Source organism: Sulfurimonas limnophila, from assembly GCF_059705345.1.
This window is the reverse complement of record NZ_AP046128.1, coordinates 18223-38253: the sequence shown is the minus strand read 5'-3', so window position 1 is coordinate 38253 and position 20031 is coordinate 18223. Positions and strand designations below refer to the sequence as shown.

At 30.9% G+C, this 20031-nt stretch carries 33 protein-coding genes; 31 read left to right on the top strand and 2 right to left on the bottom strand.

Annotated elements, in window-relative coordinates; all coding sequences use genetic code 11:
• Positions 1 to 6: 6 nt before the first annotated feature.
• From AC6H33_RS11355 to AC6H33_RS11220, 28 genes are all read left to right on the top strand, one after another.
• Complete coding sequence (locus AC6H33_RS11355) at positions 7 to 1113, top strand: CHC2 zinc finger domain-containing protein (RefSeq protein ID WP_497606100.1); 1107 nt, start codon at positions 7 to 9, stop codon at positions 1111 to 1113.
• Positions 1114 to 1196: 83 nt separating this feature from the next.
• Positions 1197 to 1400: a hypothetical protein gene (locus tag AC6H33_RS11350; protein ID WP_428016893.1), complete on the top strand. Its 204-nt coding sequence runs from the start codon at positions 1197 to 1199 to the stop codon at positions 1398 to 1400.
• A 132-nt stretch (positions 1401 to 1532) separates the two neighbouring features.
• Positions 1533 to 2639: a DNA polymerase III subunit beta family protein gene (locus AC6H33_RS11345; RefSeq protein ID WP_497606099.1), complete on the top strand. Its 1107-nt coding sequence runs from the start codon at positions 1533 to 1535 to the stop codon at positions 2637 to 2639.
• Entirely contained in the window at positions 2623 to 2901 is a 279-nt protein-coding gene (locus tag AC6H33_RS11340) for a hypothetical protein (RefSeq protein ID WP_497606098.1), read from the top strand. Before AC6H33_RS11345 ends, AC6H33_RS11340 begins: the two co-directional genes overlap by 17 nt.
• A 9-nt stretch (positions 2902 to 2910) precedes the next feature.
• Positions 2911 to 3153 (top strand): hypothetical protein, encoded by a 243-nt coding sequence (locus AC6H33_RS11335; RefSeq protein ID WP_497606097.1) that lies wholly within the window; start codon positions 2911 to 2913, stop codon positions 3151 to 3153.
• A 1-nt stretch (position 3154) separates the two neighbouring features.
• Complete coding sequence (locus tag AC6H33_RS11330; RefSeq protein WP_497606096.1) at positions 3155 to 3349, top strand: hypothetical protein; 195 nt, start codon at positions 3155 to 3157, stop codon at positions 3347 to 3349.
• A 25-nt stretch (positions 3350 to 3374) separates the two neighbouring features.
• The gene (locus AC6H33_RS11325) at positions 3375 to 3539 is read left to right on the top strand and encodes a hypothetical protein (protein ID WP_497606095.1); all 165 of its coding nucleotides are present in this window, start codon (positions 3375 to 3377) and stop codon (positions 3537 to 3539) included.
• Positions 3539 to 3916: a hypothetical protein gene (locus AC6H33_RS11320; protein WP_497606094.1), complete on the top strand. Its 378-nt coding sequence runs from the start codon at positions 3539 to 3541 to the stop codon at positions 3914 to 3916. Before AC6H33_RS11325 ends, AC6H33_RS11320 begins: the two co-directional genes overlap by 1 nt.
• Positions 3916 to 4107 (top strand): hypothetical protein, encoded by a 192-nt coding sequence (locus AC6H33_RS11315; RefSeq protein WP_151944467.1) that lies wholly within the window; start codon positions 3916 to 3918, stop codon positions 4105 to 4107. Before AC6H33_RS11320 ends, AC6H33_RS11315 begins: the two co-directional genes overlap by 1 nt.
• Positions 4108 to 4208: 101 nt before the next feature.
• Entirely contained in the window at positions 4209 to 6956 is a 2748-nt protein-coding gene (locus AC6H33_RS11310) for a helicase-related protein (RefSeq protein ID WP_497606093.1), read from the top strand.
• 108 nt (positions 6957 to 7064) lie between these two features.
• Positions 7065 to 8222, top strand: a complete 1158-nt coding sequence (locus tag AC6H33_RS11305) for a hypothetical protein (RefSeq protein WP_497606092.1) — start codon at positions 7065 to 7067, stop codon at positions 8220 to 8222.
• A complete protein-coding gene (locus tag AC6H33_RS11300; RefSeq protein WP_497606091.1) occupies positions 8219 to 8428 on the top strand; it encodes a hypothetical protein in 210 nt (69 codons plus the stop codon). The genes AC6H33_RS11305 and AC6H33_RS11300 overlap by 4 nt, the downstream gene beginning before the upstream one ends.
• 103 nt (positions 8429 to 8531) lie before the next feature.
• Positions 8532 to 9293: a hypothetical protein gene (locus AC6H33_RS11295; RefSeq protein WP_497606090.1), complete on the top strand. Its 762-nt coding sequence runs from the start codon at positions 8532 to 8534 to the stop codon at positions 9291 to 9293.
• Between the two features lie 71 nt (positions 9294 to 9364).
• The gene (locus tag AC6H33_RS11290) at positions 9365 to 9604 is read left to right on the top strand and encodes a hypothetical protein (protein WP_497606089.1); all 240 of its coding nucleotides are present in this window, start codon (positions 9365 to 9367) and stop codon (positions 9602 to 9604) included.
• A complete protein-coding gene (locus AC6H33_RS11285; protein WP_497606088.1) occupies positions 9594 to 9947 on the top strand; it encodes a type II toxin-antitoxin system PemK/MazF family toxin in 354 nt (117 codons plus the stop codon). Before AC6H33_RS11290 ends, AC6H33_RS11285 begins: the two co-directional genes overlap by 11 nt.
• Positions 9948 to 10112: 165 nt before the next feature.
• Positions 10113 to 11129 (top strand): DUF6094 domain-containing protein, encoded by a 1017-nt coding sequence (locus AC6H33_RS11280; protein WP_497606087.1) that lies wholly within the window; start codon positions 10113 to 10115, stop codon positions 11127 to 11129.
• Positions 11130 to 11137: 8 nt separating this feature from the next.
• Positions 11138 to 11359 carry a hypothetical protein gene (locus AC6H33_RS11275; RefSeq protein ID WP_497606086.1) on the top strand — a complete coding sequence of 74 codons (222 nt, stop codon included), beginning with the start codon at positions 11138 to 11140 and terminating at the stop codon, positions 11357 to 11359.
• 89 nt (positions 11360 to 11448) lie between these two features.
• Positions 11449 to 11769: a hypothetical protein gene (locus AC6H33_RS11270; RefSeq protein ID WP_497606085.1), complete on the top strand. Its 321-nt coding sequence runs from the start codon at positions 11449 to 11451 to the stop codon at positions 11767 to 11769.
• Positions 11770 to 11777: 8 nt separating this feature from the next.
• Positions 11778 to 11948, top strand: a complete 171-nt coding sequence (locus tag AC6H33_RS11265) for a hypothetical protein (protein ID WP_216081139.1) — start codon at positions 11778 to 11780, stop codon at positions 11946 to 11948.
• Between the two features lie 64 nt (positions 11949 to 12012).
• Complete coding sequence (locus AC6H33_RS11260; protein WP_497606084.1) at positions 12013 to 12216, top strand: hypothetical protein; 204 nt, start codon at positions 12013 to 12015, stop codon at positions 12214 to 12216.
• Positions 12213 to 12890, top strand: coding sequence for a hypothetical protein (locus AC6H33_RS11255; protein ID WP_497606083.1), 678 nt, complete (start codon positions 12213 to 12215; stop codon positions 12888 to 12890). Before AC6H33_RS11260 ends, AC6H33_RS11255 begins: the two co-directional genes overlap by 4 nt.
• Entirely contained in the window at positions 12874 to 13332 is a 459-nt protein-coding gene (locus AC6H33_RS11250) for a hypothetical protein (protein WP_497606082.1), read from the top strand. Before AC6H33_RS11255 ends, AC6H33_RS11250 begins: the two co-directional genes overlap by 17 nt.
• A 36-nt stretch (positions 13333 to 13368) precedes the next feature.
• Entirely contained in the window at positions 13369 to 13896 is a 528-nt protein-coding gene (locus tag AC6H33_RS11245) for an HD domain-containing protein (protein ID WP_497606081.1), read from the top strand.
• Between the two features lie 10 nt (positions 13897 to 13906).
• On the top strand, positions 13907 to 14152 hold the full coding sequence (locus tag AC6H33_RS11240; RefSeq protein WP_497606080.1) for a hypothetical protein: 246 nt from the start codon (positions 13907 to 13909) through the stop codon (positions 14150 to 14152).
• Positions 14145 to 14459: a hypothetical protein gene (locus tag AC6H33_RS11235; protein WP_151944449.1), complete on the top strand. Its 315-nt coding sequence runs from the start codon at positions 14145 to 14147 to the stop codon at positions 14457 to 14459. The genes AC6H33_RS11240 and AC6H33_RS11235 overlap by 8 nt, the downstream gene beginning before the upstream one ends.
• Before the next feature lie 79 nt (positions 14460 to 14538).
• On the top strand, positions 14539 to 15009 hold the full coding sequence (locus AC6H33_RS11230) for a hypothetical protein (protein ID WP_497606079.1): 471 nt from the start codon (positions 14539 to 14541) through the stop codon (positions 15007 to 15009).
• Positions 15002 to 15163: a hypothetical protein gene (locus AC6H33_RS11225; RefSeq protein WP_216081138.1), complete on the top strand. Its 162-nt coding sequence runs from the start codon at positions 15002 to 15004 to the stop codon at positions 15161 to 15163. The genes AC6H33_RS11230 and AC6H33_RS11225 overlap by 8 nt, the downstream gene beginning before the upstream one ends.
• Positions 15160 to 16506, top strand: a complete 1347-nt coding sequence (locus AC6H33_RS11220) for a hypothetical protein (protein ID WP_497606078.1) — start codon at positions 15160 to 15162, stop codon at positions 16504 to 16506. The genes AC6H33_RS11225 and AC6H33_RS11220 overlap by 4 nt, the downstream gene beginning before the upstream one ends.
• Before the next feature lie 151 nt (positions 16507 to 16657).
• On the opposite strand, the gene AC6H33_RS11215 is transcribed toward AC6H33_RS11220, so the two are convergent.
• Positions 16658 to 17938 carry an HNH endonuclease gene (locus tag AC6H33_RS11215; protein ID WP_497606077.1) on the bottom strand — a complete coding sequence of 427 codons (1281 nt, stop codon included), beginning with the start codon at positions 17936 to 17938 and terminating at the stop codon, positions 16658 to 16660.
• 37 nt (positions 17939 to 17975) lie between these two features.
• Positions 17976 to 18569, bottom strand: a complete 594-nt coding sequence (locus AC6H33_RS11210; RefSeq protein ID WP_497606076.1) for a plasmid pRiA4b ORF-3 family protein — start codon at positions 18567 to 18569, stop codon at positions 17976 to 17978.
• Positions 18570 to 18720: 151 nt separating this feature from the next.
• Between AC6H33_RS11210 and AC6H33_RS11205 the strand changes: the two genes are divergently transcribed.
• From AC6H33_RS11205 to AC6H33_RS11195, 3 genes are all read left to right on the top strand, one after another.
• The gene (locus AC6H33_RS11205) at positions 18721 to 18930 is read left to right on the top strand and encodes a hypothetical protein (RefSeq protein ID WP_497606075.1); all 210 of its coding nucleotides are present in this window, start codon (positions 18721 to 18723) and stop codon (positions 18928 to 18930) included.
• Positions 18931 to 18997: 67 nt separating this feature from the next.
• A complete protein-coding gene (locus AC6H33_RS11200) occupies positions 18998 to 19525 on the top strand; it encodes a hypothetical protein (protein WP_497606074.1) in 528 nt (175 codons plus the stop codon).
• Between the two features lie 210 nt (positions 19526 to 19735).
• Positions 19736 to 20026, top strand: coding sequence for a hypothetical protein (locus tag AC6H33_RS11195; RefSeq protein WP_497606073.1), 291 nt, complete (start codon positions 19736 to 19738; stop codon positions 20024 to 20026).
• Positions 20027 to 20031: the final 5 nt, after the last annotated feature.

The following is a 20031-nucleotide window of genomic DNA, read 5'->3' as shown; positions in this document are numbered from 1 at the left end:
TTTATCATGACTACAACCGCAGAAGAATCTGCTGCTGTGGCAACAATGCTTGGATTTGAAGTTAATAGAAATTTCAAATTTCATGTTCACTCTAAAGATACGGAAGATTTTTCCATTTATAAAAAAAATGGAATGTTCAAGTGTTGGACTGGAGCATTTGATGGCGGTGATGCCATAGCATTTGTAATGTATATCAAAGATTGTGGCTTCAATGAGGCTAAAGAGTTTGTTATTGAAGCAATAGGACAAAGTGATACTTTAGTTTTTAAAGAAACTGCAACTAAAAGTGGTAGTTTAAGTGCAGATGAGAAGCAACCTATCCCACAAAGCTATTTAGATGCTTTTACAAACAGTGGAGATGAGTACTTTAATGAGTTAAAAAATCTTTTTACAGGTGAAGTTGATGGTAAGCAATTACCTGTATGTGACTTTGAGTCTGTAAAAAAGATAGCTTCAAAATTTGAGATTAAATTTGTAGAAAAATCAAAAAGATTGATTATGCCTGTTAGAAATCTATATGGCGAGATTATCACTTTTTGGAAGTATAAAAAGTATGGTGAAGTCTATATTAATAAAGATGGCAAGGCTATCATACATAAGAAAGTTTTGTACTCAAAAGAGAGACATCGTCCCCCTTTTGCAATTGCTCAAATGCTTGAGTATAGAAAAAACAAAGATGAATATGTTTTGATAACTGAGGGCGAAAAAGATGCATTAGTGGCATATGCAAATGGTATTAGAGCTATTTGTATTGGTGGTGCCGGTGCTAGTGTATCTTTAAAATATGAGTATCTTGAACTATTTAGAGATATGAAAGTAATCATCGCAGGTGATTATGATAAAGCAGGTTTTGAGTTTAACGAGAATCTTCAAGAACAACTCAAATCTGTAGCAAAAAAGGTGGTGGTTTTAGACTGGGTTACAAAGTCAAAGAAAGAGGGATTTCACCTTTTTGATAAATTTGATTTGAGTGATTATTTTGCTTGGAAATACAGTAAAACTGTAAATACTCAAGTAAAGGTGTTTAAATCAATTCTACCTACGCTGTACACATATATCTCTTATGACAATACGAATTTTAATACAACTGTAGAGTTTCCTCTAAGTTGGTAAGTAGCTGGTGAGCCAGAAAATATTTGGCTCACAATGCCTTTGTTTTCTGTCTTTTTTTCAAAAATCAATACAAGGATAAAGGTATGCAAGCAAATTTTGTTTATAGAAAAATCAAGGATTTTAACCCAAAAACAGGTCAATATGAATCTGTTGAAAAATGGGTTTTAAATGTCAAAGAGGATGAGAATAGTGAGCCTGTAACATTTTATTATTCATCAAAAAAACAGTTTTTAGAACATCTAAAAGCTATTGATGAGCAAAAATCAAAAATGAGTAAAGCTTCTTAACTCTCTTTCATATCGTAACTTTCGTAAATTAGGCTGTAAGCCACTACAAATATAGTGGCTTATGGCTACTTCTTTATATCTTGTAGTGGTTTATCAATTTAACAAATATCAAAAAACATAAAAGGGTAAATCATGAAAATTAGTGTAAATACAATGAGAATATTAAATGCGGCTGCAACTGCAAGTAGTTATGTTGCTAAAGATGGAGATCATGCAGGAAAATTAACAATAAGTGGCATCGATGGTCATTTAGAAGTTAAGGTTACAAATTATGTTCAAACAGTAGTACTTAGAAAAATTCCTTTTTCTAGTTCTGACATGACACTTGATAGTATTGAAGCATTTAGTATTGATGGGAAAAAACTTTTAACAGCACTCAAAGCGGTTAAAACAGAGAGCATAGAACTTGAAAGAAGTTCAGATATTTTGCAAATAAAAGCAGGTCGTTCAAAGTTTAAAATCAATCTTTTTGATGAAGTTCAAGAGGTAGAGATTTCTAAAAAAGGAAAGTCTCTTGATATAGGAGATAATCTAATTGAAAACTTCAAAAAAGTAATCCACTCTGTTGGTATCAACATGCCAAAATATGAGGTAAATGGAGTACTTATCGAAATTAAAGGCGGTCTTTTAAATACAGTTGGAACAGATACTACAAGATTATCTTTGGTAACTGCAAAAACAAGCAATGACGATATGGAAATAATCGTTCCTAAAGATGCTATTAGCTCAATTATCAGGCTATTTGGACATTTAGATGTTACTGCTTTTGTTGATGAGACATCATTGACAATTTCAACTGAGATTTTAGACTACAGCACAAAATTAATTAGTGGGAAATTTCCTGCATGGCAAAGAATAGTTCCTCAATCTTTTACTCAAAAGTTTACTATCAACAAAGATAAGTTTGCAACTTTAGTCAAAGAAGCTTCATTGTTTGATTCTCAAATAACTGTAAAAATTAAAGATCAAAAAATCTTGATTAAAGACTTCGATGGCAATACGGAAGTTGAGGATACTGTAAGTGATTCTAATATTGATATGAATTTTCATGTCAATGCAAAAAATATTTTAGACTTCATATCATCATATAGTGATGATGATATAACTATTGGTTTTAACCATTCTAATCTTCCATTTGTACTTATTGCAGATGCTTCATACAAAGAGATTGTGATGCCTATCATCATTCAAGATGAGAAAGTAATTGAGCAAGGAGAGGACAATGCAAAAGCTGCCTAATCATGTTCAAGTTCACAAAGTCTTTGGTTACTTTTTAAAAAAAGTAGGGGTCTTTCCAAAATTTCGTAAAACAAAATACGGATATAGCACATTTGATGGAGTTTGGAGACTTTTCCTTGATACTTTGACAATTACACAAACAAAATCTATCAAGCTATTTAATGGCTATGACTACGATACAAGATCCCAAGAGAGCAAGTATATGATAGTTAATGATGATGGTGTAATAAAAATCAAATTTGTACTTAGAAAAGTCTATTAGGAGAGTGTTATGGCAATAGAAGTTCAATTAATAGATATCTACTCAAAGCCTTCAGATTTTAAAGTCTGCAAGGCTTGTAAGAGATTAAATTGGTATGAAAACGAAACCTGCATCAATACAGATTGCACTAGTAATTTGTTTGATGATAGTGAGTGTGAAGTTGAAGAAGCTTTTTCAAATGAATGGCTTTATTGGCAAGATGAAGAGGGTTACTCCGAAATAGAAGCTGATAGAGTTTTTTTAGAGGTGTAAGATGAACATAGAAAGAGAAAATCAAAAGTACAAAGAGTGTGGTCAATTTAATGTCGCACTCGATTATGTTTCATTTGAAGATGGAACATATGAGTGGCAAGTAAGCATAGAGTGGACGGATGGTGCACCAAGTACGGATATGGATTTTAAAACATACGATGAGGCTTTAGCGGAATATAACCGTTGGGGCTTTTGAAAAGAACAAATAGTAGGAGAAAAGTATGAAACATTTAGCAATAAAGTTTTGGCTTATTTATATTTTAGGATTTGCAGTAATTAGTGCATCAGCACTTATGGCACATGAAACACTTGGTAAAAATTTTTCCAATTCAGGTTCTATTTTTACAAGAAGTTTTACAAATTTACTAGTTACAAGGGAGTTTTAATGGAAGCAACGAAAGCTTATCTCAACCAAGAGTATAAAAAAGGTTTCAAAGACTGGACATTACCTTATTTGCAACATATGCATATTAAAAATCATCCTGTTTCAAAAAAAATTACTGATGCAATGAACAAGCGTTATTTAGAGCTTTGTGCCATTACATTAAAAGAAGACGGTGCTGTTCAATTTGTTTATAACGGGTTATTTTATGATCTGTTTGAATCATCTTGTGAAGATGGATGGGTTGTTAATGTCTATCCAAACGACAAAGAAAAAATCTTTGATGAAGATAATCAACTAATAGATGATGAGCAAGTTGACGGTGGCTTATGCACTGGTAGTGCAAAAGATGCTGTTTATTTTATGATAGGAGAGGTTTGATGTTAAGCGATATAGAGATTGATAGTGGAACACTTGAAATTAGCGGTTTTGATGTAAGAATTTACAATAGTGAAGTTAAAAATGCATTTCAAAAGATTTTGCATTGCATTGAAACTGATGGCGATATTTTGAGTGATGGAGAAGTCATAGATATGATTCATTCATATCTTCAAGCTATTCATGTTGAATAATTAAATGTTGCCTACAGGCACGAATTTATTTTGTGCCGGTGTAGGGACAAAATAGTTCTGTCTTGTAGGTTTGATTGAAAAATTTTAGTCAAAGGACTTACATGTACATTGAAAAATTAGAGAGTTTAATTTCGCAGAATAAAGATATATTCTATAAAGAGCTAAAAGAGGTTATTAAACCCTCTTTTGATGGTTTGGATAATCCTTCAAAATACAAAAAAATTGTTCATAATATGCTCAAAAAAGCTAATAGAAAAAGTTTTGCTAGACAAGCAAGATTAGTATCTGCTGCGACTGAGTATATTACTAAGAAAAACAATAAATCCTTGCTTATATCTTCAGAGATGGGTACAGGAAAAACTGATATGGGTTTAAAGCTTTCAATGGCTGATAAATTCAAAGTTAATTTTATTTTATGTCCTCCACATTTAGTTGATAAATGGGAAGATGAGATAAAGGTCAATTATGTTGATCATAAATCATTTAAGGTAATTAAAGTCAATAGATGGGAAGATTTAATCCCTTACACAAAAAGAGATATGAGAAAAGATGGTATTAAATACTATTTCATTATCTCAAGAGAAACAGCAAAACTTGGCTATCCAAAACAGCCTGCTATAAAAATTTCATTCAAGCAAATTATTAAAGAAAAAATGCTTGATGGTGAGTCTTTAATGGTTAAACAACTTGTTAAAGTTGCTCGTTGTCCTGATTGTTATAGTGTTTTGGAAGAGGGTAATAGTGAGTTTATAGATACTTCTACTATCCCTTACAAATGTGAATGTGGAGCTGTTTTAAGAAGTGTAGATAGAACTGTAAGTCCAAAAATGCAAACTAGAGTTAGTATTGCTGAATATATAAAAAGAACCTGGACAAAAGGTGCTATTGATCTATTGATAGTCGATGAGATTCATGAGTATAAAGGGGGTAATACCGGTCAAGGAAATGCTTTAGCACAACTTGCGTCAATGAGTAAAAAAATCGTTGGACTTACTGGTACTCTCTTAAATGGATATGCTTCAAGTTTATTCTATATCTTGTATAGATTAAATCCTAATTTGATGAAAAAAAGATTAGGTTATGACTACAATCAGGTTAAATTGTTTGTAGAAACATACGGAGCACATGAACAAATAGTAGAAGCTAAAGAGGTTACACACGAGGGTGTAGTAACAAAAATGGGTAAACAGATTTCATTAAAGGAAAAACCTAAAATCTCTCCTTATCTATTATCGGTTCTATTGGATATGACAATATTTCTTAGACTTGATGAAATTAAGATGAATGGTGGTTTAGGTTTACCTGATTATGATGAGAGTATAGAATTAGTTGAAATGGATGAAAATCTAAGAAAGCCATATATGGCGTATCTTGGAGAGATTTCATCAAGAATTAGAAGAGACAAAAGGTTTTTAGGGAACTTAGCAACAGATGCTATTGCAGTACCTGATATGCCTTTTCAAATCCACTCTGCACAAAATGAGATATTCTATGAGCCTGAGTTTACAAGAGAAGATTATGGCTACACTAACAAAGAGAAGAGACTTCTTAAGATTGTCAAATCAGAGTTAAAAAATGGTAGAAGATGCCTTGTGTATGTTCACTTCTCAAATAAAGGGGTAGGGGATGACATAACAGATATGTTAACTAAAGAGCTTCCTCAATATTCCACAAAATTTCTTTCACCTACTATTGCAGCAAAGAAAAGACAAGCATGGATTGAAAAAAATCCTAGTGATGTTTTGGTGTGTAATCCAGAACTTGTAAAAACAGGTCTTGATTTGTTGCAGTTTCCCACAATTATATTTTACGAGACTACTTATAATGTGTTTACACTCAAACAAGCAAGTCGTAGAAGTTGGAGAATAGGGCAAAGAGATGATGTTAAAGTAATGTTTATGGCCTATGAAAATACTCCTCAGCATAAAGCTTTGGAACTTATTGGTGCAAAAGTGGCTGCTGCAAATTCACTTGAGGGTAGATTATCAGGTGATGATGATTTATCAAGTATGGCTGATGAGGATGACAATATACAGTTAGCTCTCGCAAAAGCTATTTTAAAAGGTGAATCTGCATCTAAAGATATACAGATGAACTCTATTAAGAACTTCGGTAATGATAGAGATTGGGATAACTTTGAACTTTGGTACAAAGAACAGATGGAGCTTTATAAAGAGCTTCCAAAATCTATTAGTGAACCAAAAATCGTTGATGACTTATTCAAAAATTTTGAATCAGTTAAAACAGTAGCATTTAGCAAAGATGATAGAGATTGGCAGATGTATAAAAATATGGCTAAAGAGCTTTTGGAGATTTATCACAATGGCAATTTGTATGGAAAACAAAACAAGTACACTGATGATAAAGGAAAAGAGCAAACATCGTGGTCATATGCTGGTGGAAGTCATTGTTTTGAAAGATGTGATGAATATAACAACGGTTTAGTAGATGGTCTTTCTTATAGTATTAATAGAGCAAGTAGTAATTACTGCATTGTAAATGGTATTGAGATATATAGGGTTAAAATAGGAAAAGCTCCTTTTGAGCCTGTTCCTAATTCAAAAATCTTAATGCCAATTTTAAAATTTGAAGAGTTTATAGATGAAAGTAATGAGGAGATCGAAGCTCTAGCAAACTTGATAAAAGAGTTTGTTAATTCTCATAAATCAGAAAAAGCTGTTATTGCTGATTCATTATTTGATTTTGATGAAGAGCTAGCTACAAATACTTTCTTCTATTATTCAGGTAAAGGTAAAAACAAGAAAAAAGTTGAAGTAAATTCAGCAAATCTTGTGGGTTATGTTCCTCCTGAAGATTTAAAAGGTGGGATACAACTAAGTCTTTTTTAGAAAATTGTTTTAAATAATCGGCAAAGATAGCCACATTAAGAGATTAATAGTGGCTATATGCCCCGTTTTCTCTTTTGTGGTTATCAATAAATTACATGGAGAAAATAGATGTCGCAATATAAATTAAGTGATAAAGTCTTAATAGACGGAAAATGGTGGAAAGTAGTTGAGAATTGGAAACACAAAGATATTTTATGTGTGGAAAATCCTTCAAGAAGTTATGATGTAAGACCTATTGGTGAGATAGAGCACTTAATTGAAGCTCATGAAAAATATATGCCTAAAATTAGATACAACGGTGCTGTTGCTGATATGGAATCTTATATCAAAGATGGTGGAACACTGGTTTATTTGGAGTGTGTAGGGCAAGAGTACATGGTGAAATCAATCACTTCTGTACTTATGCAAGGTCGTGTTAGAATGAATGATCATGCAGTTGATGCTTCATTTGGCTTTTTTGATATAAATAAAGCAGGCAATAAAAGAAAAATGGTTTCCCTTGATGATGGAGTAGCACATGCTATTTTATATCATTCACCTTCTATCAGTGATGTTGGTTTCAATATACTTATTGGAAGGAGTAAAGAGGAGCTTTTGCTTTCATTTGCAAGTTGGCTTGAAAAAAGTCAACCGCTACCTTATCCTAAGCATCTTACTCACAAAATATATGAAAAATTACAAGATAGGTCAAAAATAATCGCACTTCAAACATTTAATATTGAAGCTGTAAAAATAGACCTTACTATTTTAGAAGATGAATACAACGATATTCAAGAGATGATTTTAGAAGTTTGTAAAGAAAATTCTCTAATCAGTCCTGATGCAGTTCCTCTAAAGCCAAAAGCACCATTGCCTAAATCTCCGTATTTAACGGAAGCTCAAGTCAAAAGAATCTTTGACACACTAGATAAGATGCCTAAGACTTATGAGCTTGATGGTGTAGATATAAAACCTGTTGGTTTAAAACTATTTGGACCGAACTTCAATTTATATGTAGTTGAAGCAGATAAAGGAAGTTATGAAGATGAATTTGAAAACATGCATACTCAATGTTTTGGATATGTTGAAAATTTGTCTGCTCCTGAGTGTTCAGAGTGGGGATATATCAATATTCCATACTATCTTGAAATAGGGGTAAAAGTTCCTGCAATTGGTACAAAAGGTGGAATTGTCGTTGGGTTTGAGCAAGATCTTTATTTTGAAGATAGATACATTACTCAAAGTGGAAAAATTCTTACTAAAGAGGAGATGGAGCGTCTAAAATGAATAATTCAGCAGTACAAAATGAGATGAAAAGATTAAGAAGTGTTGCAAGGGATTTTGAGTATGTACTTATGATGATTGACAAAGAAGTTCAAATTCATCAAAGGGCATATGAACAAGCAATTGATTCTAAAACTCAAGAGAAGTGCTTTCATGCTCTTGAGCCACTTAAAAATCTCAAATCAAAAATTGATTCGTTTATAAATTAGTTTATCTCCTTTAGTGGAGTTCAACCTTTTAGGTTATAGGACTCCATAAAAAGGATTCCTATTGCCTATTTTTTAGAAAAATTTAGTCTTTAGGGGGCTTATTATGGATGCAAGAAACTTTTTAAAAGTTCAAAATTTCAAGTTAAAAGTTGAGAAGTTTGAGTTTGAGGATGTAAAATTTATGACCTCTACTCAAAAGTCTAAAATCTACAAAAACTTTGTTTCATTTTTAAATAATCACTTCAAACCAACTAGTTTCAAAAAAGATATATACGAACATTGTCACTTACATTGTGGCTTAATTGCTCATTACAACATTAATGGGTTTTATGGCGAGTATTTTGGAACAGCTGCAAGATTTCACAAAATTGCTAATGGATTTGAAAAAGAACCAACAGAATATGATGGTTTCTATGTAGGTAGTTTAAAACATGAAGGCAAAGATAGTTTATCTGCAAAACAAGCTTTTTATAAGATATGTGAAGAGCTTAATGGAACAAGAAACGGTTTAGGTGCATTTTATGACACCATTATCAATAATAGAAATTACGGTGGATATGGAGATTATGCTGATTTAGACAAAGCTATCAAAGATGCTTTTTATAAGTACCTTGAAACTTGGAGATATGAAATCAAACTGGCTATTAAAGCTTATGACAAATTCTCTAAAGATGAAGAGGTATTAAGACTTCAACAAGAACAAGAAGAAGCTCGAAGAAAAGCAAAAGAGTTGGAAATTCAAGCTCAAAAGATAGAAGATAAGTTAGTGGAGCATAGCTCAAGTATATCTACTTCTTCAAAAACTACAGCAGTACCTAAAAAACAACTCTCTTTATTTGATTTGTTAGAGCAGGAGGTAGCGTGAAGGAAAAAGCTATTATATTTGACTTATTAAATTGTTATAGATATAATAAGGAAAATAATAAGGAGTATAATATGACAGCTGAAAAAATTACTGTTACGATTCCACATGAACTAAAAGAAAGACTTGTTTTTGTAAAAGATGAATTAAAAACTTCGATGTCTGCAATTTACAAAGAAGCCTTAGAGAGTTATTTAGAAAAAAAAGAGCTAGAAAAATGGGAAAGAGGATTTAAGCTTGCTTCACAAGATGAAGCATATATAGAGTTGTGCAATGAGTTAGGTAATGATGATGGAGGATTGTATGAATATTAATCAAGCTGAAATCTGGTTGGTTTCATTTAATCCAACAACTGGGCAAGAAATCGGAAAAAAGAGACCTGCAATTGTAGTTAATAGTGACCATGTTGGAAAATTAAAACTACGAACAGTTGTACCTATTACAGACTGGAAATATACTTATGCTAACTATCCATGGATGATGAAAATTAGTCCTAATATAGAGAATAATTTGTCAAAAGAATCAGCAATTGATTGTTTTCAAGTTAAAAGTCTTTCTACTGACAGATTTATTCAAAAAATTGGTGATGTAAAAAATATCTTCGATATACATAGCACAATTACCAAAACTTTTAATCCACTTTACAAACTAAACTAAAACACCACTTCAAACGAAACAAGGGAGAGTTTACATTTTCCCTATATGGGTTTGGTGTTATGTAAATTTTTCCATTTCAAAAAATCAAATTAACCATTGTAATCTCACAAATCATCACTATTAAAGGGATATTAATGTGTGTTGCAATCTTAAAAGGAATTAAAAATGGCTAGATTAGCTTGTGAAACAAAAATGGGGTTTTATCCAACAGATATAAAAACCATTCAAAAAGTAATTGATAAAACTCTACTTTTACCTGAAGCGAAAACTGTTTATGCATTAGATTGTTGTGCAGGTGAGGGTGAAGCTATAGAGTTTATAGGTAAAGAGTATAAATGTAGAACATTTGCAGTTGAGCTTGATGAAAATCGTGCTAAAAATGCTTTTGATAGGAAAATTGACAAGGTATTAAATGCAAATGCTCTAAGTGGTGTTAGAAAATCAAATCATTGGGTCGGAATTAATTTTTTAAATCCTCCATATGATTTAGATGCAATGGGAAATAGACTTGAAATTGAATTCATCGAAAGATGGGGACTTACAACAGCTATTGGCGGAGTTTTATTGTTAGTTATTAATCCTTCATCTGCTGATGAGGAGATGGCTAAAAAACTTCAATTGCAAGGATATAAGCCAATTATTTCATTCTATGATCCAAATAATGAAGATTACAAAAAATTTGGACAATTTTTCATTGTATTACATCAACAGTTACCGAACTTCCGTTCCCCTATACCTAAGTTTCTTAGTTTATTTGAGAACCCTTTAAACATCAATGATGATATTGATTTTGAGAAAATCTCTATTAAAACTGGTGGTGAGCCACAAATGTTTAAAGAGATAGAGATTCCAAGATGGAAAATTGATGAGCATTTATTAAAATCTAAACTCAAAAAAATATTTTTTGATGAGCTTAGAAGTGCAAATTTACTTAATTCATCCATAGAACATCCAAATGAAGGTCAAGCAGCAATTTTAATTGCTAGTGGTGCTTTGAATAAAGAGGTTACTTTAAACAATGGTGACCTTGTAATTTTAAAAGGTACTAGTACAAAGGTAAAGAGTTCGGTTGAACAAAGTGATGAAAAAGGAAATATCGACAAAGTTAAAATTGTTGATTCTTACAAAACAGTTGTTTATGGATTAAATTTAACTCATGGACAATTTGTTAAATACGAATAGGAGTGTCAATGCAAATTGAACAAATTGTAGATAATCTAAAAGAGAAAAATCTTCCTATATGGCAAGAAGGAATTTTATTTAAAGCTTTGGAGTTTGATTTTATTCAAATTGAACAGCTAGATGAAGCGGCAAATATTCTTTTGAACTATACCGGAGAAGATGACTTCTTTTATAACTGTTGTGATGCAAATGGTTTAGCATATACACTAGCATTAGCCTCACAAATTTAATTTAATACCCAAAATAGGGGAGTGATTAACACATTCTCCTATGTAGGGTTTGTGTTATATCACTCCAGAAAAATATATGGAGATAAAAAATGATAAATAATACAAATCCCTACAAAATTCTTTTCAAAGAAGATGTAAATACAAGTCGACTCAACAACACTACTAAAATAGTGTCTTTGAATGTAAATCAATTACACCCAATGCTTATAAAAGAGCTAGACCAATTAGCTGATTTTGTGCCAAACGATCCTGCATATACACATGCTTGGATATTCACTTATGAAACGGTGTCCTTGATTGAAAATGAAGATGATTCACAACAATTTGACACTCTTTTGGCATTAAAAAGTGCATTACTTTCTTTACTTGATGCACATGAAGCAAAATATCTAATGTTAGATTTTGAGTGAGGTGTGATGTGAAGTCAAAAAAAGTAAAAAAATGGTTCGTTCATTTTCCTGGTGATGTGTATGCAACAGAGTTTTTTGATTGTAAAAGTTTACAAGAAGTAAAAGACTCTGCTCGTAAATTTTTGGGAGTTTCACGACTTCCAAAAGGTACGCAAATTTGGGGGAATTGCAATGGATAAAGATAGAATTAAAATCACGACAAACCCTCCTTTATTTAAAATTGTTCCTACATGGCACTTTATTATGCAATTAATTAGAAGAGCTTTCGAACTTTCAGTATTGGTTCCTGCATATTTATATGTCAAAGACAATTTGGAACAGATTGAAAAAGACAAGGAGATAGAGTTTGATATAGGTCGTTCAACTATTGTGTATTCGGTTGATGAGCACAACACTATTCATCTGATAACTGGATGGGTAGGCAATAGAAATAAGGATGTTAGATGAGTGCTAGACAACCTAATTTATTTGAATTTGACCAAAATATTCATGAAACAAGTAGCACTGGTGCTTATAAGAATAATGAAGTAACTCAAGATAGTGATAATCTCGATGAGCTTCTAATAAAAATGAAAAAATTCATTGATTTAGGCATATTATTCCCGTCTGATTATTACTACAACATCGCATATTACAGAAAAGAGAGGATTTATCAAGACAATCAAGGTATGTATTGTCTTGACTTTGCAATATCTTCAGATAGTGAAAGACTATTGAGTGCTTTTGAGAAAAATCCTGCAATTACTGCTAAAGAGTTGTTAGGTGTTGGAATAGCTAATGGTGCTGTTAAAACTATTCAAAGGCATATCGATGAAAATTCACAAATTACTACAAAAGAAATACTAATTAAATTCGGAATTTTTGATAGACCAACATATTGGACCTATGCAAAAAGTGACTCAATCGATGACATAAATTGTGTTAAAGAGCTTTTAATTGAATTTGCATCATTACGAGATTCTTTGAATCTTACTGACAAAAAATTCAATTTTATGAGAGTTAATAAAAGAACAAAGTTAGAGGACCAAACTGCTGTAATCCCTAGATGTTTTGATGGGTTATGTTTAGAATCAAATATAATGAAAATACTACAAGGTGTAAAAGATGGAAAAGAAAATTAAAGAGCATATTATGGATGATATTTTTTGTGACAGACCATTTGATGAAGATGACTGGGATAGTTTTATGAAAAACTCTACATTAGAATTTCCAGATAATTTTCAAGTGTGTCAAGAGTATGAATTAGACAATGCACGAGATATTAAAGGACTAATGCAATCAAAATATGATGATTTGGTTCGTCTTGTGGAGTCTATATTACCAAAAAATATTTATGTTGTAGAGCAGTTTGATGTTTGGTTTAGTGATTCAAGTAAAGTTGTTTTTGGAATGTTTGATACATACGAAAAAGCTCTTAATGAGATGCAACTTGGCTTTGAAAAACTTTATCCAGGTTTCAATGCTGATTTTTACGAAAATGGTGCTAATCAATGGATTAGTGATAGGTTTGAATTTGGTGTCACGATAAGTGAGTTACCAATCAATGTATTTGACGAGGTGTAAAATGGCGAAAATAAAAATAAAAAATAGAGGTGAGAAATGTTAGTAATGAATGCATCAGGGAGAATGATTAATCCTTATGAATTAAATACAGTTGATTTTGAACCTCGTATAATCGCTCAAACATTATCAAGAACTTGCAGATTTTGGGGGCAAACATCAGAGTTTTACTCTGTTGCTCAACATTGCTTGATTATGGAAGAGTTGTTTGAAGATTTAGATTTAAAAAAATGGGCTTTAGGGCATGAAGTTTTTGAGGGGCTAACAGGAATGGATGTTCCTAGTCCTATTAAACATTCACCTGCAATGAGTGAGTACAGAAATGCTGAGGAAAAAGCTTTGGAGATGTTTGCTGAAATTTATTCATTGAGCAAACCTATGCCAGCTGAGATTAAAATAGCTGATAAAAAATTGATGGTAACAGAGGCATTGAGATTTATGAATAGTGTAAATTATGATTGGACTCAAATTGCTCAACCATATAATCTTTCAATAATAGGAAAACCATTAAGTATGAAAGAGGCTGAAATAGCTTTTATTACGAGATGGTATGAACTATTTGATTAGGAGTATGCAAGTGGAAACTTTTCAATTTACACTACTTCTTGAAGATGACAAAGGCTTAACGACAAAGCAAAATGTTATAGCTTCCGATTCAATGGCAGCTGTTAACGATAATGTACCTGGTACTTGGTGCAAAATGGATAATAATGATATACCACGAGGTATCTATGGAGTTGGTACATATTCATATAAAAATGGCTATGTGCTAGTAAAAAAACCTAACGGAGTTTGTGATTGGTTTAGGAGAATTCATGGATAATTTAACATCAGAATTTGAACTATATAAGATTGCAAATGATTTTAGGTTCTATTTTTTACATCATCTTTCACAAAAAGCTGTTGAAAACTCTTGGAGATCTTCAATAAATGTACAAACTAATCTATCTCAAAATGCATTTTATTTTTCTCAACAAGTTAAATATGATACTTTGAGAGTAATTGAGGGAGTATATAGAGATATCCAAAATGTATTAAAAAGTCTTAGAGATTTTGGTTTTGAGTTTGATGTAAAAACGGTAAAAAAAGGTTACTCAATTGAAGTAACAAATATTAGCTGGAAAGATTAATTAACCCATACAAAGGGGTAGCAATACCCCTTTATGAGGGTACTTCTACCTCTTTAATATTACATATTAAGGAGAAAATATGTCTGCAAAAGAATATAAATTTTTATCTACTGTGAAAGTAGCAAGTGATGTTGCTGCAAAATATCCAAATTATAAAATCAATGGATTTACTCCAAAAACCTTAGCAAAGCGTTTAATATCAGGTAATAGTGAAAAAGGAAATATGAGAGACTTCGGTTTTGAATATAAAACAATTCCTTTGAACCCAATTCAAAAACTTTTTGTTGTTCAAGAAGTGGTTGTTTTTGGAGATGAAGTTAGAACTATCACTGTTTTATTTGATAAAAGAATTGCCGAAGAATATACACTAACATACAGTAAAAAAGTGTATAAGGGAGTATGCAATAGTAGAGGTGAAGAGATACATTTTGATAAATGTACAAGTTATGATGATATATATGAACTTGCACTTGCCAATCAAGACTCTTTAGAGTTTATGGTAAAGCTCAATGAATTAGATATTACTTCTAAGGAGCTATATCATGGCTAGAATAACACAAACTAGAGCAACTTCATATAAGTATAGAATTGAAGATGCACAAAAGGCATTTTTCAAAGAAAGAGTTATTGAAATTGGTTTTATTGATGGTATTAAATACTTTGATCGTAAGACAAAACAAGAGATCAAAGGAGAACACAAATGAGCTGTTGTGTAATTCCAAAAGCTAAAAAAAGTTCTTCTATTAAACAATTAGACCAACTGAGAGATTATTTTGATTTTGTAGAACTTGAAGATTTAGAAAAATATAGAGTTCTCACTTTAAAAAATCAAGTTAAAAAAAGAGATACCATTATTGAGTATGAAGTGTGGTTGCAGGTTAAAATTGCCTATGCAAGTGGGATGTATAGCAGTGGACATGAAAAATTGCTAGAGCATGTATGCACACAAATACTAGAGTGGAAAGATAAACTTCTGTATTTTGATAAGCAAAAGAAAAGTGCTCAATTATCTTTATTTGGAGATGAGACAACTGAGGATAAACCTCCAGTTAGACCTGAATCTGGTGAAGAAAAAAGTTGGTCAAAATACTGGGCTGAAGAGAAAAAATACAAAAGAAAACAATTAGAAAAATTTAGTTTCTTTGAGTTGTGTCCATTAAATGGCCATACCTATGGAACTTATCAAGATATTGACTACAGAGAGCATTTACCAAAAACAAATAAGGAGATGATTAAGCTTGTAAAAGATGCCATTATAAGGGGTACTACAAGTGAAAAAGGTCATGGAAGATTTGATGATTTTTGGTGGGATGATGAATATAAATGGATGACTAGAGATGGAGCTTTAAGTGATTATGAAATCATTTCAAGGGTAAAAAATTTAGTCAGACTCTATTTAGTTCCATATCATAGAGATAGATATGTAACTGTAGATTTATCCTATACTCATTGGATTATTGAGGCAAAAACCGATTATAGGTTTTGGTTTGATGGTAGAAAAATTAATTCACATGGGCATCACTGGTATGAGGAAAAAGACTTGCCTTCATATGAACTTTATGATTTAGAGTTCATAGAGTGGCTTAGAGAGTTTTTTAATATACCCTATAAAGATATGATTAGTGATGAAGATATCCTTAAAAGCAAAGTTGTTGAAACATTAGAATCGATGCTTTGGTATAAAAAAGAGGAATATAATTTACTTCAAAAGATTAGAACATGTAAAAATTGGAAGCATCTAAAAGCTGATTTTATGAGCTTTATGAAAAGTAATGACTTAGATTCCAATGGCGGTTCTAGTGGATATTGTATCGATGGATTTTCATCATCTGTCAATAGAGATGGAAAATTGCCTGAACTTACAATCAAACAAAATATATATGCAAGAGAACTTGCTGGTAGAAGTATTGATGAGCTAAAACGAAGCGACTATAATGGCAATGAAGTTATCGTATTTAGTATCAAAGGTGATGAGATTTTTAGGTTAGCCTATGAGCTTACTAGAAAAAATATTGATCCGATACAAACTACTTTATTTGATTTTTAAAAACTGTTAATCAGTTTTTCCCCATTTGGGGGTTTTTAAAGCTCTTATTGTGAGGGTTTTAAAAATTCCCATTTTCTAATTTTTTGTCCCAAAATTTAGAAGTTTAAATAATGGTTGACTTGACTTCACAGAAAAGTTCACATCTTCTGTACTAGGAGTAGTCTTTCCTTTGTTCAAAGTTAATATTAAAGTTCAAATCTTTTTCTTCATTATCTGAAAAATCAACATAATTAAACTCCCCAATATTAGTTACTTGTTTAAAACATTTTAAATAATTTTCATATTCATCATATTTCAGAAAATCTTTTTTATCTTGATTAGAGAGTGGAACAATAAATATGTACATGTAAAATGTGAATTTAAATTCTCCAATTAAATATGGTAAGTCATAGTTATCATTATTTCTTAAATATAATGTTATTTCAGGTTTTTCTGTAAAAAATTTGTAGCTATGCCAGACACCTATTATAGGTAGTTTTTGAATTTCTATTTCATTTCTTAACCATTTGATGGTACTTTCAAAATTTATAATATATTTTGAGTCAATAACACTTAACGCGAATTTACACAAAGATTTATAAATATTTTGTATTTTTATTTTATTCCCTGTTTTAAAAACTATATGTTTAGGTGATTCATTTGTATTATCTTTTTCTGTATCTTGAAGAATAGCAATAGATAAATTGTTCCCGTCATTGAAAAAATTAAAGTTGTTACCTTTCATTTTAGGAGAATTATTATCTTTATTTTTAATACCAAACATGGTTCTTGCCAAATCATGGTAATAAATAAAATCTCTTTCAATATTTTCATCAAAAAACTCATTACAAGAGTCACATTCTTCATTTAATATAAGTTTTTTATTTCCCAATGCTTCTGATATTGCATGAGCTTCTTTTTTGAATTTTACATCAGGCTTTTTTTTATTACAAAATCTACAAATTCTTTTATCTCTATTGTCTTCACCAATTTTAATTTTTCTATCTTTGTCTAAATCAAAAGTTATTAATTCATAATTATTCATTATGCACCCAAATATTTCTAAAACTTTTTCTTCACTTATATTTGAATTATAATTATTTAGTATATTAAGTTCTTTCTCTAATTCATATTTCTGCTGTGTTGTAAATTCAATTGCAGGTAATACAAAAAACCATTCATTTTTTTCTAACTTTTTAAATTTGGAACCTAGCTGTTGTATTTGTGGTAAAATATTTTTATATTTAAAAATAAAATTTTCTAGTCTTGATTGAAATTCTTCACTATTTTTGTGTTTGTAGTCAGCTTTTATTTCTTGTTTAGAAGTGTCAAATTCTGCATTAAAAACATTTAATAAGTCAAAAATAATTTCACTTTGATTTGCTTCGTAACCAATATCAAGAATGCCACCAAGTTGACTTGTTGAAAAAAGTTGAATTTTAAAATGTTCCAAAATATTTTCCTTATATTAGCCTAACTATGGCACTGTTTTAATCTTCAAAATCTAATAACATCTCTTCAACTATAGAATCAAAACTTTTAAAATCTTCATTAATTTGGTCTTTTAAAAACAACTCCTCATCATACATTCCGCCATACCATGTTTTCATCTCTTTAAATTCAGGGTGCTTTCTATTGCCCATAATCTCTTTGAAATCCTCAAAGCCATATATACCTCCACAATCTTCAGGTGGACGGTTCATCGCACCTTTGATACATTTTGGATAGAAAGTTTTTTTAGGCTCTAATATTTTTGTAACTTGTATTTCGTGTACCCAATGATCACCAAAATCATATATATACTCAAATTTATCTTTTTCATTTAATCCTGTCTGAAAGAGTCTTATAGTTTTTTCCTCAATAGTATGGTCATCTTCAAACTCATCAAAGTCACTCATCCCTATTCTATCATCACCAATTTCAAAGATATGCAGGTGAGAATTTTCCCAACCGAATGCAATTTGAATGGCTGCATGTAGCTCAAAGAATGTTCTATTTTCTTCAATTTGTATTGTTCTGTATATTGTAGGTTTGATACCTGATAATGAAATTTTCAATTCATAAATTTTTGTTGAGTCTGACATATATTGCACCTATTTTTTGATATGAAATTCTAGCTTATTTGCATTTATAGTGAGGTAAGTGTATTTATAATTGAAATCTAATGAAATTTTCTTATATTGACAAAATACAATATATACTATAAAATCACATTACAAATATTAGGAGTTAACAATGGACGAAATTTTTATAAAACAAACAAATACAACTGTTAGAGTAGATGAAGATAATAAAGTATTATTAGCATTTGATGTCGTGAATGGTATTGTAGATGAGCAAAGTGAGGGTATACTAGCTGAAGTATCACCATTTATGTATGATGAGATTAAAAATGGGTTGTCTATTAACCCTCAAGAATACGGTGTTGATTGTGTAGATAAGTAGAAATTCACAATAATCACAAAATACAATATAAATATTATAATGCCATAAATACTTTAAAAGGATAAATATGGCAGAAAAACAACAAAAAAGAAAAAATCTCTCTCTTGCAGATAAACTAAAATATCTTGAAAAACAAGATATTGCTTGCACCAATACCAATGAGGTATTCGTAAACAATTTGTACAACGCAGTCATTAAAATGAATAAAATGCCTGATATGCAAATTGCTACAGTATTTACAAACTCTCAAACAACTATTAGATTGATGAACATAGCGACAATTGTTGACACTATGATGAATTCAATGAATAGAAGAATCAGGGGATTTGATACTGTTGGTGGTTTTAGAACTGATATTGATAGAACTGTTAAAACACTTGAAGATCATAAATATTTTACATCTAAGATTGATGAGCTGACTCAACTCTTTGAGGATATCATTGATGAGGCAAGACAAAAAGGTTATCTGTATCAAAAACAAAATCAAACTAAAGCAGATGATGCAGTAGAAACTGTAAAACCTGATGAGCCAAAGCTAGAGGAACCGAAAGTTGATGAGGATACAACTAAAAAGACAAGTAAAACAAAGACTTAGATACTATAAATTAGAAACTCAGAAGTCCCTATTTGGGGATTTCTTGTTAGTTATATACTATGGCTCATTCCAAAATGCTACATTCACTAGAAAGTATTTTTTGGAATTTAAGTCTTTTGAAGAACTCAAAAAACAGTATAACCTCATAGTCTCATCCAAACTAAAAAAAGGCTATCGAAGTTATTAATTATAAACAATAAAGGCGATACTTTGAAAACATCAATTAAATATGAAAATGAATCATTACAAGCTATTTTAACTGAGTTATCTTATGATAATTTAGAACATTTCGAACTTGATCTTATGATGGACAGCATTTCTCAACGAAGAAAAAGGATTCTTGCAGAAAAATGTATAAACAAAGGCTCAAGATTTTCTTTAGATAAAGGTGCACAAATTACAACTCACGATTTTAATGAGAAAATCTTAGTTGTCATAAGTGTAAATAACTCAGTAGAAATTGGTTTAGCTACAGATGATAATAAAATTTTTAGAGTGTGATTATT